Annotated in this window: 18 protein-coding genes and 1 tRNA gene; 8 read left to right on the top strand and 11 right to left on the bottom strand. The window is 64.0% G+C overall.

The genetic code is table 11. The features are described from left to right. Nucleotides 1-34: 34 nt before the first annotated feature. A complete protein-coding gene (gene ugpE / locus PCJ21_RS09595) occupies nt 35-883 on the top strand; it encodes a sn-glycerol-3-phosphate ABC transporter permease UgpE (protein ID WP_269931508.1) in 849 nt (282 codons plus the stop codon). After that, on the top strand, nt 883-1,929 hold the full coding sequence (ugpC, locus tag PCJ21_RS09590) for a sn-glycerol-3-phosphate ABC transporter ATP-binding protein UgpC (protein WP_269931174.1): 1,047 nt from the start codon (nt 883-885) through the stop codon (nt 1,927-1,929). Before ugpE ends, ugpC begins: the two co-directional genes overlap by 1 nt. 424 nt (nt 1,930-2,353) lie before the next feature. Here ugpC and PCJ21_RS09585 read toward each other — a convergent pair whose 3' ends face one another. The 7 genes from PCJ21_RS09585 to PCJ21_RS09555 all read right to left on the bottom strand — a co-directional run bounded on the left by PCJ21_RS09585 (nt 2,354) and on the right by PCJ21_RS09555 (nt 7,745). Then, nucleotides 2,354-3,235, bottom strand: coding sequence for a 3-hydroxybutyryl-CoA dehydrogenase (locus PCJ21_RS09585; RefSeq protein WP_269931173.1), 882 nt, complete (start codon nt 3,233-3,235; stop codon nt 2,354-2,356). Nucleotides 3,236-3,343: 108 nt separating this feature from the next. Next, nucleotides 3,344-4,273, bottom strand: coding sequence for an electron transfer flavoprotein subunit alpha/FixB family protein (locus tag PCJ21_RS09580; protein ID WP_269931172.1), 930 nt, complete (start codon nt 4,271-4,273; stop codon nt 3,344-3,346). Nucleotides 4,274-4,297: 24 nt separating this feature from the next. Then, the gene (locus tag PCJ21_RS09575) at nt 4,298-5,047 is read right to left on the bottom strand and encodes an electron transfer flavoprotein subunit beta/FixA family protein (RefSeq protein WP_269931171.1); all 750 of its coding nucleotides are present in this window, start codon (nt 5,045-5,047) and stop codon (nt 4,298-4,300) included. 218 nt (nt 5,048-5,265) lie between these two features. Further along, the gene (locus tag PCJ21_RS09570; RefSeq protein ID WP_269931170.1) at nt 5,266-6,057 is read right to left on the bottom strand and encodes a rhomboid family intramembrane serine protease; all 792 of its coding nucleotides are present in this window, start codon (nt 6,055-6,057) and stop codon (nt 5,266-5,268) included. A gap of 35 nt (nt 6,058-6,092) precedes the next feature. After that, on the bottom strand, nt 6,093-6,674 hold the full coding sequence (locus PCJ21_RS09565) for a cob(I)yrinic acid a,c-diamide adenosyltransferase (protein ID WP_269931169.1): 582 nt from the start codon (nt 6,672-6,674) through the stop codon (nt 6,093-6,095). A 12-nt stretch (nt 6,675-6,686) separates the two neighbouring features. Further along, entirely contained in the window at nt 6,687-6,878 is a 192-nt protein-coding gene (locus PCJ21_RS09560; protein ID WP_269931168.1) for a twin transmembrane helix small protein, read from the bottom strand. Nucleotides 6,879-6,911: 33 nt separating this feature from the next. Continuing rightward, entirely contained in the window at nt 6,912-7,745 is an 834-nt protein-coding gene (locus PCJ21_RS09555; RefSeq protein WP_442866000.1) for an SDR family oxidoreductase, read from the bottom strand. Nucleotides 7,746-7,842: 97 nt separating this feature from the next. Between PCJ21_RS09555 and PCJ21_RS09550 the strand changes: the two genes are divergently transcribed. Continuing rightward, nucleotides 7,843-8,694, top strand: coding sequence for a YihY/virulence factor BrkB family protein (locus PCJ21_RS09550; RefSeq protein ID WP_269931166.1), 852 nt, complete (start codon nt 7,843-7,845; stop codon nt 8,692-8,694). On the opposite strand, the gene PCJ21_RS09545 is transcribed toward PCJ21_RS09550, so the two are convergent. Then, nucleotides 8,661-9,551, bottom strand: coding sequence for a DMT family transporter (locus PCJ21_RS09545; protein ID WP_269931165.1), 891 nt, complete (start codon nt 9,549-9,551; stop codon nt 8,661-8,663). The two genes, PCJ21_RS09550 and PCJ21_RS09545, sit on opposite strands and share 34 nt — an antisense overlap. A 199-nt stretch (nt 9,552-9,750) precedes the next feature. Here PCJ21_RS09545 and PCJ21_RS09540 point away from each other — a divergent pair, with 199 nt between their 5' ends. Continuing rightward, nucleotides 9,751-10,047, top strand: a complete 297-nt coding sequence (locus PCJ21_RS09540; protein ID WP_269931164.1) for a hypothetical protein — start codon at nt 9,751-9,753, stop codon at nt 10,045-10,047. Here PCJ21_RS09540 and gluQRS read toward each other — a convergent pair. After that, complete coding sequence (gluQRS, locus tag PCJ21_RS09535) at nt 10,033-10,911, bottom strand: tRNA glutamyl-Q(34) synthetase GluQRS (protein ID WP_269931163.1); 879 nt, start codon at nt 10,909-10,911, stop codon at nt 10,033-10,035. The genes PCJ21_RS09540 and gluQRS overlap by 15 nt on opposite strands. A gap of 75 nt (nt 10,912-10,986) precedes the next feature. Here gluQRS and PCJ21_RS09530 point away from each other — a divergent pair, with 75 nt between their 5' ends. Further along, entirely contained in the window at nt 10,987-11,640 is a 654-nt protein-coding gene (locus PCJ21_RS09530; RefSeq protein ID WP_269931162.1) for a DNA-3-methyladenine glycosylase family protein, read from the top strand. Between the two features lie 118 nt (nt 11,641-11,758). After that, nucleotides 11,759-12,316, top strand: coding sequence for an HNH endonuclease (locus PCJ21_RS09525; RefSeq protein ID WP_269931161.1), 558 nt, complete (start codon nt 11,759-11,761; stop codon nt 12,314-12,316). A gap of 120 nt (nt 12,317-12,436) precedes the next feature. Here the strand turns inward: PCJ21_RS09525 and PCJ21_RS09520 are convergent, their stop codons facing one another. Both PCJ21_RS09520 and PCJ21_RS09515 read right to left on the bottom strand, forming a co-directional pair. Beyond that, nucleotides 12,437-12,952, bottom strand: coding sequence for a disulfide bond formation protein B (locus PCJ21_RS09520; RefSeq protein ID WP_269931160.1), 516 nt, complete (start codon nt 12,950-12,952; stop codon nt 12,437-12,439). 41 nt (nt 12,953-12,993) lie between these two features. After that, nucleotides 12,994-13,581, bottom strand: coding sequence for a YqaA family protein (locus PCJ21_RS09515; protein WP_269931159.1), 588 nt, complete (start codon nt 13,579-13,581; stop codon nt 12,994-12,996). A 225-nt stretch (nt 13,582-13,806) separates the two neighbouring features. On the opposite strand from PCJ21_RS09515, the gene PCJ21_RS09510 reads away from it, so the two are divergent. Further along, a tRNA-Leu gene (locus PCJ21_RS09510) sits at nt 13,807-13,891 on the top strand. Between the two features lie 33 nt (nt 13,892-13,924). Continuing rightward, on the top strand, nt 13,925-15,571 hold the full coding sequence (locus tag PCJ21_RS09505) for an AMP-binding protein (protein ID WP_269931158.1): 1,647 nt from the start codon (nt 13,925-13,927) through the stop codon (nt 15,569-15,571). The last annotated feature ends 1 nt before the right edge of the window (nt 15,572 follow it).

Below are 15,572 nucleotides of genomic sequence, written 5' to 3'. Positions count from 1 at the left end.
GGCACTTCCGCCCGCAAGCGGGCACGACAAGCTGATGATTGGCCAGTCGGCGGCCAGCATCTATGTCGCGCACGCTATCCTGATCCTCGGCATCGTGATCGTCGCCTTCCCGATCTACTACACCTTCGTCGCCTCGACGCATTCGCTGCAGACGATCCTGCGGCCGCCGCTGCCGCTGTTGCCGGGCGACCGTTTTGTCGAGAACTACTCCGAGGCGCTGTTCGGCGGCGTCGGGCGCATCGGCGGAGTCAGCGTCACGACGCTCCTGCTTAACACCACCATCGTTGCGCTCGGCATCGCCATCGGCAAGATCATCATCTCGATCCTGTCGGCCTATGCCATCGTCTTTTTCCGCTTCCCGGGTCGGATGGTGTTCTTCTGGCTGATCTTCATCACGCTGATGCTGCCGGTCGAGGTCCGCATCCTGCCGACCTACAAGGTGATGGTCGATCTCGGCCTGATCGACACCTATGCCGGGCTGATCGTGCCGCTGATCGCGTCGGCGACGGCGACGCTCCTGTTCCGCCAATTCTTCCTCACCATTCCGGGTGAACTGGTCGAGGCGGCACGGGTCGATGGCGCGGGTCCCTGGCGCTTCTTCAAGGATATCCTGCTGCCCTTGTCGCGCACCAACATGGCGGCCTTGTTCGTCATCCTCTTCATCTATGGCTGGACGCAATATCTCTGGCCGCTGCTCGTCACCAACCGCAACGACATGAACACCATCGTGATTGCGCTCAGGAAGATGATCTCTTTCGCCGACGCCGACACCGAATGGCATCTGGTGATGGTCACTTCGATGCTCGCCATCATCCCGCCGATCCTGGTCGTGGTGCTGATGCAGCGCTGGTTCGTCCGCGGTCTCGTTGAAACGGAGAAATAATGGCAACCGTCGATCTCAAGGACGTACGCAAGGTCTATCCGGGCGGCGTCGAAGCGGTGAAGGGCGTGTCGATCGCCATCCCGGACAAGGCACTGTGCGTGCTCGTCGGGCCGTCGGGCTGCGGCAAGTCCACGCTGTTACGCATGGTAGCAGGCCTCGAAACCATCTCGGCCGGCACTTGCTCGATCGACGGCAAGGTGGTCAACGCCATCGGCCCGACCGAACGCGACATTGCCATGGTGTTCCAGAACTATGCGCTCTATCCGCATATGAAGGTCTACGACAATATGGCCTATGGCCTGCGCAACCGCGGCACGCCCAAGGAGGAAATCGACAGGCGGGTGCGCGCCACAGCCCAGACGCTGGAACTCGATCACTTGCTCGAACGCCGCCCGCGCGAACTGTCGGGCGGCCAGCGCCAGCGCGTCGCCATGGGCCGCGCCATCGTGCGCAACCCCAAGGTCTTCCTGTTCGACGAGCCGCTCTCCAACCTCGACGCCAAGCTGCGCGGCCAGATGCGGGTCGAGATCAAGAGCCTGCAGCGCAAGCTCGGCGTCACCTCGGTCTATGTCACCCATGACCAGCTCGAGGCAATGACGCTGGCCGACGTCCTGGTGGTGATGAACGCCGGCCTGGTCGAGCAGCTAGGCGCGCCGCTCGACATCTACGAGAAGCCGGCCTCGACCTTCGTCGCCTCCTTCATCGGCGCGCCGCCGATGAATCTCTTGCCGCTGCGCGGCGGCCAGCTCGAAGGCGCCATCACGCTTCCTGCGGTGGCCGGCAATGCCACGACGATCGGCTTCAGGCCGGAGGATTGCGAGGTGGGGGTGGACGGCGCCACCTCGAATGACGGCCTCCGGCTGATGGCCAATATCGAAGGCGTCGAACCGGTGGGCGCCGAGAGTTTCCTCTACTGCCAGGCCGGCGGCGGCAAGATCGTCGTGCGCGTGGCTGGTCGCACGGAAGTGCAGGCCGGGGACCAGCTGCCGATCTTTGCGAGGCGCGAAAAGCTGCATTTCTTCGGCAGCGACGGGAAGAGGGTCTAGGCTGGCGAGGGTGGCGCGCTTCGCTGGTGCAATTGCTCTGTCGTGCGTCCTTCGACAGGCTCAGGATGAGGACGTTGGCGCTGACGCTGCCTCGAACTGAGCCTTCAGGGTAGCTGCCGGCACCCACGCTCCTCATCCTGAGCCTGTCGAAGGACGCACGACCGCCCAACAGCACTCCTTAAGCCGGATCGCTCGAATTTTAAGACCCGCTTCGGCCACGACGAGGGCGACGAGGCGCTGCGCATGATCGTTGCGGCGATCCAGCTCGCCGTCTTCCTGCCTGGAACATCACCGGTCAACGCCGCCGACATCGCCGCGCGCATCCGCCCTCGGTGGCCGAGGCACCTTTCCAGCCCGGCGGCACGAGCCACAGCCGGAGTCGACACCGGGCTGGCATGCGCCCAACCTTTTGAACTGACGGCTGCTAGCGCGTCGGAACCGGGTGCTCGCCGCGATAGTCGTAGAAGCCGCGGCCGGTCTTGCGGCCGAGCCAGCCAGCTTCGACATACTTCACCAGCAGCGGGCAGGGGCGATACTTCGAATCCGACAGGCCGTCATGCAGCACCTGCATGATCGACAGGCAGGTGTCGAGGCCGATGAAATCGGCCAGCTGCAGCGGTCCCATCGGGTGGTTGGCGCCGAGCTTCATCGCGGTGTCGATGGCTTCAACGGTGCCGACGCCTTCGTAGAGCGTATAGATCGCCTCGTTGATCATCGGCAAAAGGATGCGGTTGACGATGAAGGCGGGGAAGTCTTCGGAGACGGTGACCGTCTTGTCGAGGTTGCGGACAAATTCCTTGGCCGCCTCGAAGGTCTTGTCCTCGGTGGCGATGCCGCGCACCAGCTCGACCAGTTTCATCACCGGAACCGGGTTCATGAAGTGGATGCCGATGAAGCGTTCCGGACGATCGGTCTGAGCCGCAAGGCGGGTGATCGAGATCGACGACGTGTTGGTGGCGAGGACAGCCTCCGGATTGAGCAGCGGACAGAGCTGCGCGTAGATCTTGCGCTTGATCGTCTCGTCTTCGGTTGCCGCCTCGATGACCAGGTCCGCGCTGGCGAGATCAGCCATTGCCGGTGCTGAGGAAATGCGCGCCATGGCGTCCTTGCGCGCCTGGTCGTCGAGCTTGCCCGAGGCGACGTGGCGGGCCAGGTTGCCGTTGATGGTGGCGATGCCCTTTTCGATGCGCTCGGGAGAGATGTCGTAGATCAGCACATTATATCCGGCCAGCGCCGAAACATATGCGATCCCGCCGCCCATCTGGCCCGCACCAACAATGCCGACCGTCTCGATCTTACCCGTCATCACACCTATCCCGTCGTCTTTTTATGAATTTGTGCAATGCAAACTAAATGGCCGGGGTAGCGTTCGTCTACCCCGGCCATCACATTTAATACCTCACCCGGCAAGGCGTCAAAGCGCCTTTTCGAGTTCCGGCAGGACGGTGAAGAGGTCGCCGACGATGCCGTAGTCGGCGACCTGGAAGATCGGCGCCTCTTCGTCCTTGTTGATGGCGACGATGACCTTGGAGTCCTTCATGCCGGCGAGGTGCTGGATGGCGCCCGAAATGCCGCAGGCGATGTAGAGATCCGGCGCCACGACCTTGCCGGTCTGGCCGACCTGCCAGTCGTTGGGGGCGTAGCCGGCGTCGACCGCGGCGCGCGAGGCGCCGACAGCGGCGCCGAGCTTGTCGGCGACCGGCAGGATGACTTCCTGGAACTTCTCGGCGGAACCCAGCGCCCGGCCGCCCGAGATGATGATCTTGGCCGAGGTCAGCTCCGGACGGTCGCTCTCCGACAGCTTGTTTTCGACGAAGGTCGACAGGCCCGGGTTGGCGGCAGCCGAGACAGTCTCGACGGCGGCCGAACCGCCTTCAGGTGCCGCCTGGAAGGAAGCGGTGCGGACGGTGATGACCTTCTTGGCGTCGGTCGCCTGCACCGTCTGGATGGCGTTGCCGGCGTAGATCGGCCGCTTGAAGGTGTCGGCCGAGATCACCTCGATGATTTCCGACACCTGGGCGACGTCGAGGAGGGCTGCGACGCGCGGGGCGACGTTCTTGCCGGTCGAGGTCGCGGCAGCGACGATGGCATCGTAGTTGCCGGCGAGGCCGACAATGAGAGCCGCGGTCGGCTCGGCCAGGCGCTCGGCCAGCTCGTCGGCCTCGGCGAGCAGAACCTTGCGCACGCCCTTGAGCTTGGCGGCCGCATCGGCGGCAGCCGCAGCACCCTTGCCGGCAACCAGCACGTCGATGTCGGAGCCGATCTTGAGCGCCGCCGACAGCGCCTTGGCGGTCTGGTCGGAGAGCGAAGCGTTGTCGTGTTCGGCGATGAGGAGAATTGCCATGTTTTTGATCCCTTTCCGCTTCGCCTAGAGCACGCCGGCTTCGTTCTTCAGCTTGTCGACAAGCTCGGCGACAGACTTGACCTTGACGCCAGCCTTGCGGCCACCCGGCTCCTCGGTCTTGATGACCTTGAGGCGCGGTGTGACGTCGGCGCCGAAATCTGCCGCGGTCTTTTCGTCGAGCGGCTTCTTCTTGGCCTTCATGATGTTGGGCAGCGAGGCGTAGCGCGGCTGGTTGAGGCGCAGGTCGACCGTCACGATGGCAGGCATCTTGAGGTCGACGGTCTGCAGGCCGCCGTCAACTTCGCGCGTCACCTTGGCACGATCGCCGGCGAGTTCGATCCTCGAGGCAAACGTGCCCTGGGCCCAGCCCAGCAGCGCCGCCAGCATCTGGCCGGTCTGGTTCGAATCGTCGTCGATCGCCTGCTTGCCGAGCAGCACCAGGCCCGGCTGTTCAGCCTCGACCACGCCCTTCAGCACCTTGGCGACGCCGAGCGGCTCGACGGCTTCGTCGACCTTGACGAGGATGGCGCGGTCGGCGCCCATGGCGAGCGCCGTGCGCAGCGTTTCCTGGGCCTGGGCAGCTCCGATCGAGACGACGACGATCTCCTCGACCTTGCCGGCTTCCTTGAGCCGGATCGCCTCTTCGACGGCGATCTCGTCGAACGGGTTCATCGCCATCTTCACATTGGCGAGCTCAACGCCCGAACCGTCGCTCTTCACGCGCACCTTCACGTTCGCATCGACAACCCGCTTCACCGGGACGAGAACTTTCATCGGCTTGGTACCTCTCTGAACAGCGATATTGTGCGCGCTATAGCAGCGCTTGGGGCCGCGCAATTGTCGATTGCCGACATACTGAGCGGAAAAACAGACTTGATCTCGTGCTTTTGGTAGCGGGAGGGCTGCCGCAAGCGCGCGGACCGTAGTTGTGGGCGAAGTCGGCTGTCAATATCCGTTTGGACGTCAAATCGTTTGAAAACCCGCTTTGCTCTTTACCTTTGCCGGCCCCAGCGCGGGGCGGCCTGAGGGGCAGTCGGTGGCTGTGGTTGAGGCCCCGGCGCGACGGGCTCCTCCGCCTGTTTTGGCGCTGCCGCTGTCTGCTCGGCTTCGGCAAACAGCGGAACGTCGCGGCTGCGCAGCAGCACCACCAGGATCGCCCCCGCGATGATGCCGCCGACATGGGCCGCCCAGCTGACTTCGTCGTCGCCACCGATGGCTATCATGCCGAACTGGAAGACGACCCACAGTATCAATGGAATCCAGGCCGGGATGCGCAGCGGGATTCGGGCGAAAGCCAGCACCCATACCTTCACGCGTGGGTAAAGGATCAGATACGCGACGACCACACCGGCTATGGCGCCGGACGCGCCGATCAGCGGGGTCTCGGAGTCGGGGATGATCCAGCCATGCAGATAGGCGCCGGCCACCGCGCACAGCAGATAGAAGATCAGGAAGCGGAAATGGCCGAGCGCGTCTTCGACGTTGTCGCCGAACACCCACAAGAACAGCATGTTGCCGAGAAGGTGGAAGATATCGCCGTGCAGGAAGGAATAGGTGACGTAGCTCAGTTGCTCCGGGATGATGACCAGGTCCGGCGACAGCTCGGCGGTATCATGGACGACGGAGGGAATGTAGCCTAGGCCGAGCACCGCGGCCGTCATGAACTCTTCGGTGCCGAGCGTGGTGACGAAATAGGCGATGACGTTGAAGGCGATCAGGCCGAAGGTGACGTATTGAAGCCTGATGTGGCGCAGATGGTTCGAATCGTAGAGCGGAATGAACATGCGGCTCGCTTCCGCCCTCCTGGCGCAATTGTCGGTTATCGATTCTTACCCGGCACCCATAACACATCGGCTTTTCCGTTGTCATTGACGACGCGGGCAGCAACGAACAGCAGGTCGGACACGCGGTTGATGTAGCGGATGCCCTCGCGGTTGACATGCTCTGCCGGGTCCTGGCTGAGCGCTACCATGACCCGCTCGGCGCGCCGCGCCACGGTACGGGCAAGATGAAGCGCCGCCGCCGCAGGTGAGCCGCCGTTCAGCACAAACGAGCGCAGCGGCGCCAGATTGGCGTTCAGAAGATCGATATCGGCTTCGATGCGCGCCGTCTGCGAAGCCACGATGCGCAGCGGCTCGTAGCCAAGGTCCTTGCCGGTGTCGGGCGTGGAGAGATCGGCGCCGAGGTCGAACATGTCGTTCTGGATGCGGTTGAGCATCGCATCGATGTCGGGGTTCTCGGCAGCGGTATGCACGCGCGCCATGCCGATGCAGGCGTTGGCCTCGTCGACGGCGCCATAGGCCTCGACGCGAAGGTCGGACTTCAGGCGGCGTTCGCCGCTGCCAAGCCCCGTCGTGCCGTCGTCGCCGGTGCGGGTGTAGATCTTGTTGAGCTTGACCATGCCGATACCTGCTCAGCGGTGCGTGAAATAGAGAGTCAGTACGATGAATACCAGCGCGATGGCCTGGAGCAGCACGCGCGCCTGCATCAGCTTGTTCGAGGTGCTGCCCGAGCCGCCGCGCAACATGTTGATCAGGCCGCGGATCAGCACGATCACGACGGCGACCATGAAGAGGACGGCGATGATGTTGAACACGGATGCCATGCAAGTTTCCTGTCCTGTTGGCCGTCGCCGGTCTCAGCCCTGACGCGCCAGTATCCTGTAAAGCAGCGAGGCCGGAAGAAGCCGCTTCAGCGTGACGCCGATTCTCGCCGGAATCGTCACAACATAATGTGGACGGGGGCGCGGCGACAGCAGGGCGTGTCGCAATACCGCATACACGGCGTCCGGACCCAGCTTCAGCCGCGATTTGGAGCCGCCGCCCGACAGCCGGGCGATCTGGGCGCGATAGGCCTCGTGATGCACCGAATGCTCGCGGTCGATGTAGCGCTGGAACCATGGCAGGCCATTGCTGGCGATCTTCGAGGTCACGGGTCCGGGCTCGATCATCGAGACATGCACGCCCGAACCCGCCAGTTCCTGGCGCATGCACAGCATCAGCCCTTCGAGCGCATGCTTGGAGGCGGCATAGGCGCCGCGGAATGGCACCGGCGTCAGCCCGAGGATCGACGAACAGTTGACGATGCGGCCCTGGCCCTGCGCCCGCATGATGGGCACGATGCGGCGCGTCAGGTCATGCCAGCCGAAGAAGTTGGCCTCGAACTGGTCGCGCAACGCCGCAACCGGCAGGTCCTCGACAGCACCAGCCTGGGCGTGGGCGCCGTTGTTGAACAGCGCGCCGAGGCTTCCGCCGGTACGCGCAAGCACGGCCTCAACCAGGGTTTCAATCGAAACCGGATCGGCATAGTCGAGGTAAAATGCCTCGATCCCGGCGGACTCGAGCGCAGCGATATCGTCGGGCTTGCGCGCCGTGGCAAAGACGCGCCAGCCCTCGGCCTTCAGCGCGCGCGCGCAATAGGCGCCGATGCCGGACGATGCGCCGGTGACGATTATCGTGCGTAACTCCTTGATTGAGCTCACTTCACTGCGCCAAGACTTGCCATTTGGGTCAAACCCTTCCCATATTCGCGACTTGGAAACAATCGGATGGAGCGGTAAACTGGAGCTGATGCGCAAGATCGTCGCCGTGCGGCGCGTGCTCTTCGACGCAGTCGGCCATTTCCATGACGACGACGGCTGGGCAATGGCCAGTCATCTCGCGATCTCGGCGTTGATGGCGCTGTTTCCGTTCCTCATCTTCGCCACCACGCTGGCCAGCTTCCTCGGCGCTGACGCTTTTGCCGAAACGGCGGTGCATCTGGTGTTCGACACCTGGCCCGACCAGATCGCTGCCCCGATCGCCCGGGAGGTGGTCAACGTGCTGACGGTACAGCGAACCGACCTGTTGACCTACGGTGTGGTGCTTGCGGCCTACTTCGCCTCAAACGGCGTCGAGGCGCTGCGCACCTCGCTCAACCGCGCCTACCGCGTCGTCGAAACGCGCACGATCTGGTTCCGGCGCACCCAAAGCCTGATTTTCGTTTTCATCGCCACGGTCAGCTTCGTTGCCATTTCGGTGCTGCTGGTCTTCGCGCCGATCATCGCGCGCATCCTTGAAGCCAGGTTCGAATGGATCAAGCCCTATATGGGCACCATCACCGTGTGGCGATTCTCCGTCGCCTCGGCGGTCATCGTCCTGGGCCTGGTTGCGGTGCATATGTGGTTGCCCGCCGGCCGGCGCCGCTTCCTCAGCATCGTGCCGGGCATCATCTTCACACTTGTCGCCTGGCTGATCGGGTCTACGGTGTTCGCTGCCTATCTCGATACTTTCGCGTCCTACGTGACGACCTATGCCGGACTGGCCTCGATCATGATCGCGATCGTGTTCCTCTACATCATCTCGGCGATCTTCATCCTGGGCGGCGAACTCAACGCCGCGATCAGCCGCTACCTGGAAGCGCGTGCCCGCGTGCCTGGCTGAGCGGTCGCCAGGCCCACGCCCAAGGTGGCGATCGCCATACCGACGAGCTGGATGGTCGACAGTTGCTCACCGAACAGCAGCCAGGCGATGACTGCGGTTACTGCCGGCACCAGGTAGAACAGCGACGCGACTTTCGACATTTCGCCGTCGCGGATCATCACCATCAGCAGGAAGATGGCGCCGATCGACAGCACCAGAACCAGCCAGGCCATGGCGAAGATCAGCTCGCCGTTGATCGTTGTCTGCCGCGTTTCGAAGGCGAATGAGGCGATTGTCATCAGGATCGCGGCGCCGACATATTGCCAGAATGTACCGGTCACCAGATCGCCGGTCGAGCCGGCGCGCTTCTGCCAGATGGTGCCGGCGCTGATGCCGGCCATGGCGATGAGCGAAGCGGTCAGTGTCTGCCAGGTGACGCCGCCGCCGATGGCACCGAGCTTGGGCCACAAGACCGTGACGACGCCGACGAACCCGACAGCCAGTCCGATCCAATGGCGCGGGCGGATCTGTTCGCCCAGCAGCTTGCCGGCCAATACGGCAGTGACGAGCGGCTGCAGTCCGGCGATCAGCGCCGACATTCCAGCCGGCAGGCCCTGATGGATCGCCCAGAAGACGCCGCCGAGGTAAACGCCGTGCAGCATCATGCCGATCAGCACAGCGTGGAAGACGGCGCGCGGCCCAAGGCGCTTCGCGCCGATCGCCAGGATGATGCCGCCGAGAATCACGAAGGCCAATACGAAGCGCACGGCCAGGAAGGTGAAGGGTTCCGCCCATGGCATGGCGTAGCGTGCGCCGATGAAGCCGGTCGCCCACAGCAGCACGAAGGTGGCCGGGATCAGCCGCTTGGGAGAGGTCATTGAGGACACCACGGGCATGGTCGGGCGACTTGCCCGGCGAGGACTTAATGAGATCGCTCTAATGCCGAATATTCGGGCAAGCAAAACGAAACGATTGATCCATAGATTCAGTCCGCCTGATCCGACGATCCGATCTGGAACCCAACGTCCCGGATGCGGCCGGGAGACAACTGCACTTCGGCCTCTGAGAGGACTGCTGATGTTGTGGAATCTCGACCCCGGCTGGTTGATGATGGCGGTCGCGTTCGTCGCTGTCATGGCGTTCTTCTTTGGCGCAGCACTCGACGCCATCATGAAGGACGACGGCTTTGGCCCGATCGGCAACATGATCTTGTTTACGGCAGGGTTCTTCGGAGCTGTGCTGATCGCAAACAGCTATGGCATTACATTGCGCGAACTCAACCTTGCCGTTGCCTGGGGGCTCGGCGGAGCGTTCGTCTTCATCAGCGTGCTTGCGCTGCTGAAGGCCGGCATCGCGCGGTTATTGCAGCCCTAGCTTCGACCTGACCGACTGCGGCGTCTCACCGGCCTGGCGCAACGCGTCCAGGCCGGTGTCGCGCAGGCTCTTGGAGAGCTTGCGTCCATCCGGTCCGAGCACCAGGCGATGGTGAAAATAGGTGGGCTGCGGCAGTCCAAGCGCGTCCTGCAGCAGCCGCTGCAGCGAGGTCGCGAAATAGAGGTCGCGGCCACGCACGACGTGGCTCACGCCCTGCAGCGCGTCATCGACGACCACCGACAAATGGTAGCTGGTCGGAATCTCGCGCCGGGCGATGATGACGTCCCCCCACTCAAGCGGATCGGCGAAGATAGCTTCGGAGGCACTCATCGTTTCGTCGGCCCATTCGCGCCAGCCTATGCGGCTTTTCAGGCGCGACAGCGCTGCCGCCGTATCGAGCCGCCAGGCGAAGGGCGTGGCGGCATCGATGCGTTCGGAGCGCTGCCGCATCGACAGGCGCCTGTCATTGCCCGGATATAGCGGGGCACCATCGGGGTCGCGCGGCCAGTGTTGTCCGCCGGCCTCATGCTCGACGATCGCCGCCCGGATTTCGCCGCGGCTCATGAATGCAGGGTAGACAAGATCCTCGCGCCGCAACCGGTCGAGCGCTTCGGCGTATGCGCCGAAATGCTCCGATTGCCGCCGAACAGGCTCCTCCCAACGCATGCCGAGCCAGGTCAGGTCGCGCAGGATCGCGGCCTCGAACTCCAGCGTGCAGCGGGTCAGGTCAATGTCTTCGATGCGCAGAAGCAACCGGCCGCCACAGCCGTCGGCCATGCGCTGGTTGGTCAGCGCCGACAGCGCATGGCCAAGATGCAACTCGCCGTTCGGGCTAGGGGCGAAGCGAAAGACAGGAGCGGTCATGAACGTTGCGGTTTCGGATTGAACGTCTGCTGCGCCGATTGCTACGTTGTCCGCCGCAACCCGACAAGAGACGCCATGCGCCGGATTTCCAACCTCGATGACATTGCAAGCGGCCTCGATGCCCTTTGCGCGCTCGATCCGCGGCTGGCGGCAGTGCGCGGCGCTGCCGGCGAGGTGCCGCTGAGGCTCACCGATCCGGGCTTCGCCAGCCTGGCGTCGATCATTGTTTCGCAGCAGGTCTCGACGGCGAGCGCCAAGGCGATCTTCGGTCGCCTGGCCAGCCTCATCGATCCGCTGACGCCTGATGCGCTGCTTGGCGCAGGCGAGGATGTCTTCCGTCTGGCCGGCCTGTCGCGGCCCAAGCAGCGGACGCTGCTGGCGGTCGCCCAGGCGGCGAGCCAAGGGCTCGACCTCGACGGCCTGTGCCTGCTGGATGCCGGCGAGGCCATGGAGCGGCTGGTCGCGATACCCGGCATCGGGCCATGGACCGCGGAAGTGTATCTGCTGTTTGCCGCAGGCCATCCGGACATTTTTCCGGCACGCGACGTGGCCCTGCAGTCGGCTGTCGGCCAGGCGCTCGGCATCGATCCGCGGCCGGGAGAGAAGGCGCTGATTCGGCTTGCCGAATCATGGGCGCCGTGGCGGGGAGTCGCCTCGAGGCTGTTCTGGGCGTATTATCGCGAAACCCGTGGCCGCGATGGCGCGCCGCCGGCCGGAAATCCTCAGTAAATGCGCAAGATCGCGCAATTTTGACGGGGTTTATGACCGGCTAGGCGCTTCACATTCCTGTCACCTCGGGCTTACAGTATTCGCACCGTTAGGTTCGAAGACCAAGGAGGTAAGCGAAGTGACGGTTGCCGTGTCTCCGGATGGGCTCCCAGCACTAGTGCTGAACGCGGATTACCGTCCGCTCAGCTACTACCCCTTGTCGCTGTGGTCCTGGCAGGATGCGATCAAGGCGGTGTTCCTTGATCGGGTCAACATCGTCGCCGAATACGACCACGCGGTGTCTTCGCCCACTTTTTCGATGAAGCTGCCGAGCGTCGTCAGCCTGAAGCACTATGTGAAGCCTTCGCGCTACCCGGCATTCACGCGTTTCAACGTGTTCCTGCGCGACCGCTTCCAGTGCCAGTATTGCGGCACGCCCGAGGATCTGACCTTCGATCACGTCGTCCCACGCCACAGCGGTGGTGCGACGACCTGGGAAAACGTCGTCGCCGCCTGCTCACCCTGCAATCTCAGGAAGGGCGGGCTGATGCCGGCTCAGGCCAAGATGTGGCCGCTGCAGAAGCCGTTCCAGCCGACAGTGCATGACCTGCACAACAATGGCCGGCTGTTTCCGCCCAACCATCTGCATGAAAGCTGGGTGGACTACCTCTACTGGGATGTCGAACTCGAGCCGTAGAGTTCACCGCGAGCTTTCGGTTCCCACGGACCTCATGACCGCTACGCCCGGCTCCCGAAAGCCCAGTCATTCGACTCACCCTGACGAATTCTTGGCGGACCCTGCCTCGATCTGTCTTGCTCAAGCCTTCTTGAACGCGGCGCGCATGGCGACGAACGCCAGCAACGCACTGGCGATGACGTTCCAGCCGGCGAAGGACAGGCCGAGCACGCGCAGCGCGGCATCTTCACAACGTGGCGGCACGACCTCATTGAGGATGTCGAGCAGGCCCTTTCCGCCGGTGTCGATCGTTCCGGTCACCGCGGCGCAGTCGGCCGGGCCGGCCCACCAGCGCCATTCGACGCCAGCATGGAAGACGCCGAGATAGAGACCGTAGAGCATCAGCAGGCCGCCGGCGACCAGCAGGCCGCGACTCAACCAGCCCGGCCAGCGCATGGACGACGACAGGGCCGCAACCGCCATCAACGGCGCGCCGACATAGTAGGGCGTGCGCTGCTCAAGGCAGAGCTTGCAGGGCAGGTAGCCGCCGATGTGTTCGAAGCCGAGAGCTGTTCCGACCACCGCCGCCATGGCGAAGGCGAGGAAGAGCGCAGCCAGGGTCTGGCGGCGGCCGGTCGAGGAACTGAGCGAGGTCATGTCTTGATGTCCGAACTGGTGCTGGCGGCCGTCCGGGCCGGTCAGTGGAGGTATCTGACGAGAAGATAAAGCAAAATGAGGGCGGCGGCAGCCAGGCCGGCGAGCAGGCCGAGACGCTTCTCGATGAACTGCCTGATCGGCTCGCCATAGGTGCGCAGCAGCCAGGCGAGGAACAGGAAGCGCGCGCCGCGTGCGACGATCGCCGAGAAGATGAACCAGCCGAGCGGGAAGCCGACGACGCCGGCGAGGATCGTCACGACCTTGATCGGCGGCAGGTGGGCGAGGCCCGAGGTCACCAGCATCAGCAGGATGATGCCGGTACCCGAGGCGACCTTGAGCGCTTCGAAGTCGTCATACTTGCCGTAGAATTCGAGCACCGGCCTGGCGATCGCCTCGAAGGCATAGTGGCCGATGTACCAGCCGGCGATGCCTCCGAGCACCGAAGCGACCGTCGCCACGATTGCGTAGCGGTAGGCGCGGTCGGGACGCGAAAGCGCCATCGGCAAGTAGAGCACGTCGGCGGGCACGAGGAAGATCGAGCTTTCGACAAAGGCGATGAAGGCCAGCCACCATTCGGCGGATTTCCTTGCCGCGAGCGACAAGGTCCAGTCATAGAGTCGGCGAAGCATCTGATCCCCTTGAAATCTGCGCTGCCTGTGTAGGAAGAATTGTCGCGCCGCACAATGCCGGGTCGCTTCACGAAATCGAAAGCCGCCGCGACATGCGGTTGCGAGAGCATTGCCCGGCGCCGGAATGCGCTGCCGGGAAAGGAAGTTGCACAAACAGCCGCCTGGACAGTTGACGACAGGCCGCCCGACCGTATAGTCCGCGACCATTCTGTCCTTCTGGGGCAGGCCCCTATGGCGGAATTGGTAGACGCGCTCGACTCAAAATCGAGTTCCGCAAGGAGTGCTGGTTCGATCCCGGCTAGGGGCACCACCTTATCTCGCGGAGGAGCGGAGACGAACGTCCATGCTCGAACGGCGCGACACCTACGCCGCCCTCTATCGTGATTTCCGCTGGAACATTCCGAAGAAGTTCAACATCGGGACCGCCGTTTCGGACCGTTGGGCCGCTGTCGACCCCGAACGCACGGCGCTGATTGAATATCGTGTCGAGGGTGCGGAACAGCGGCTTTCGTTCGGCGAGCTGTCGCGGCGCTCGAATGCCTTTGCCAACGCACTGCGCGCCAAGGGCGTGAAGCGCGGCGACCGGGTGGCGCTGCTTTTGCCGCAGAGCTTCGAGACGGCGATCGCCCATATCGCGATCTACAAGCTCGGCGCGATCGCCGTGCCACTGGCCTTGCTGTTCGGCGTCGAGGCGCTGGAGTATCGGCTGCAGACGGCCGGCGTCAGGGCCGTCGTCACCAACGCGCAGGGTTTTGCCAAGGTGAGCCAGATCGGCGCGCGGCTACCCGAGCTTGAGGCTATGGTCGTTGTCGAGGGCGGTGGGGAGGACGATTTCCACCGGCTGGTCGCATCGCATTCCCCGGTCTTCGAGGCGGAAAACACCGGACCGGATGATCCGGCGATGATGATTTTCACCTCGGGTACGACCGGCCCACCAAAAGGTGCGCTGCACGGACATCGGGTGTTGCTTGGCCACCTGCCCGGCATCCAGATGGCACAGGAATTCATGCCGCAGCCAGGCGACTTGATGTGGACGCCAGCCGACTGGGCGTGGGCCGGAGGCCTGCTCAACCTGCTTTTGCCGGCGCTCTACTTCGGCTTGCCTGTGGTGGCGGCGCGCTTCGAGAAATTCGATCCGGAAGCGGCGCTGGTGCTTGTCGAGAAGGTGGGCGTGCGCAATGCCTTCATTCCGCCGACGGCACTGCGCATGCTGAAAACCGTGCCCGAAATCCGCAAACGCTTCCGGCTGCCGCTGCGCAGCATCGGTTCGGCCGGCGAGGCGCTGGGGCGCGAAACCTACGACTGGGCCGCAGCCGAGCTTGGGCTGGTGGTCAACGAGTTCTACGGCCAGACCGAGTGCAACGCCGTGCTGGCCTCCTGCGCCGGCATCGGCGTCAGCAAAGGCGGGGCGATCGGCAGGGCGGTGCCCGGCCACAGGGTCGCGATCATTGACGGTGAGGGCAGGCGCGTGCCGACCGGCGAGGCGGGGCAGATCGCCATTGCGAGGCCCAACCCCGTGATGTTCCTCGAATACTGGCAGAACCCCGAAGCGACGGAAAAGAAATTCATCGGCGACTGGATGACGACGGGCGATCAGGGCATCGAGGACCGCGACGGCTACGTCGCCTTCTTCGGCCGCGACGACGACGTCATCACGTCGGCCGGGTTCCGCATCGGCCCTGGCGAGATCGAGGACTGCCTGACTGGCCACCCAGCGGTGGCGCTGGCGGCTGCGGTCGGAAAGCCCGACGCGCTGCGCACCGAGATCGTGAAGGCCTATGTCGTGCTCAAGGGCGGGGTCGTCGGCGACGCGGCGCTGGCCGAAGAGATCAAGCTCTGGGTGCGCGAGCGCCTGTCGGCGCACGAATACCCGCGCGAGGTCGAATTCGTCGATTCCATGCCGCTGACCACAACCGGCAAGGTCATTCGCCGCATCTTCCGCGAACGAGCGAAGCGTGAAGCGAAGCTGGTGGCGCAACACGCTCCTTAGG

It is taken from the genome of Aminobacter sp. HY435, assembly GCF_027568395.1.
Taxonomy (GTDB): domain Bacteria; phylum Pseudomonadota; class Alphaproteobacteria; order Rhizobiales; family Rhizobiaceae; genus Aminobacter.
The sequence above is the reverse complement of the archived record's forward strand: the minus strand, read 5'-3'. Positions and strand labels throughout refer to the sequence as shown.

Coding starts and splice junctions, on each gene's coding strand:
- ugpE (WP_269931508.1), top strand. CDS start 35: ATGATTGGCCAGTCGGCGGCCAGCATCTATGTCGCGCACGCTATCCTG.
- ugpC (WP_269931174.1), top strand. CDS start 883: ATGGCAACCGTCGATCTCAAGGACGTACGCAAGGTCTATCCGGGCGGC.
- PCJ21_RS09585 (WP_269931173.1), bottom strand. CDS start 3,235: ATGACGGGTAAGATCGAGACGGTCGGCATTGTTGGTGCGGGCCAGATG.
- PCJ21_RS09580 (WP_269931172.1), bottom strand. CDS start 4,273: ATGGCAATTCTCCTCATCGCCGAACACGACAACGCTTCGCTCTCCGAC.
- PCJ21_RS09575 (WP_269931171.1), bottom strand. CDS start 5,047: ATGAAAGTTCTCGTCCCGGTGAAGCGGGTTGTCGATGCGAACGTGAAG.
- PCJ21_RS09570 (WP_269931170.1), bottom strand. CDS start 6,057: ATGTTCATTCCGCTCTACGATTCGAACCATCTGCGCCACATCAGGCTT.
- PCJ21_RS09565 (WP_269931169.1), bottom strand. CDS start 6,674: ATGGTCAAGCTCAACAAGATCTACACCCGCACCGGCGACGACGGCACG.
- PCJ21_RS09560 (WP_269931168.1), bottom strand. CDS start 6,878: ATGGCATCCGTGTTCAACATCATCGCCGTCCTCTTCATGGTCGCCGTC.
- PCJ21_RS09550 (WP_269931166.1), top strand. CDS start 7,843: ATGCGCAAGATCGTCGCCGTGCGGCGCGTGCTCTTCGACGCAGTCGGC.
- PCJ21_RS09545 (WP_269931165.1), bottom strand. CDS start 9,551: ATGACCTCTCCCAAGCGGCTGATCCCGGCCACCTTCGTGCTGCTGTGG.
- PCJ21_RS09540 (WP_269931164.1), top strand. CDS start 9,751: ATGTTGTGGAATCTCGACCCCGGCTGGTTGATGATGGCGGTCGCGTTC.
- gluQRS (WP_269931163.1), bottom strand. CDS start 10,911: ATGACCGCTCCTGTCTTTCGCTTCGCCCCTAGCCCGAACGGCGAGTTG.
- PCJ21_RS09530 (WP_269931162.1), top strand. CDS start 10,987: ATGCGCCGGATTTCCAACCTCGATGACATTGCAAGCGGCCTCGATGCC.
- PCJ21_RS09520 (WP_269931160.1), bottom strand. CDS start 12,952: ATGACCTCGCTCAGTTCCTCGACCGGCCGCCGCCAGACCCTGGCTGCG.
- PCJ21_RS09515 (WP_269931159.1), bottom strand. CDS start 13,581: ATGCTTCGCCGACTCTATGACTGGACCTTGTCGCTCGCGGCAAGGAAA.
- PCJ21_RS09505 (WP_269931158.1), top strand. CDS start 13,925: ATGCTCGAACGGCGCGACACCTACGCCGCCCTCTATCGTGATTTCCGC.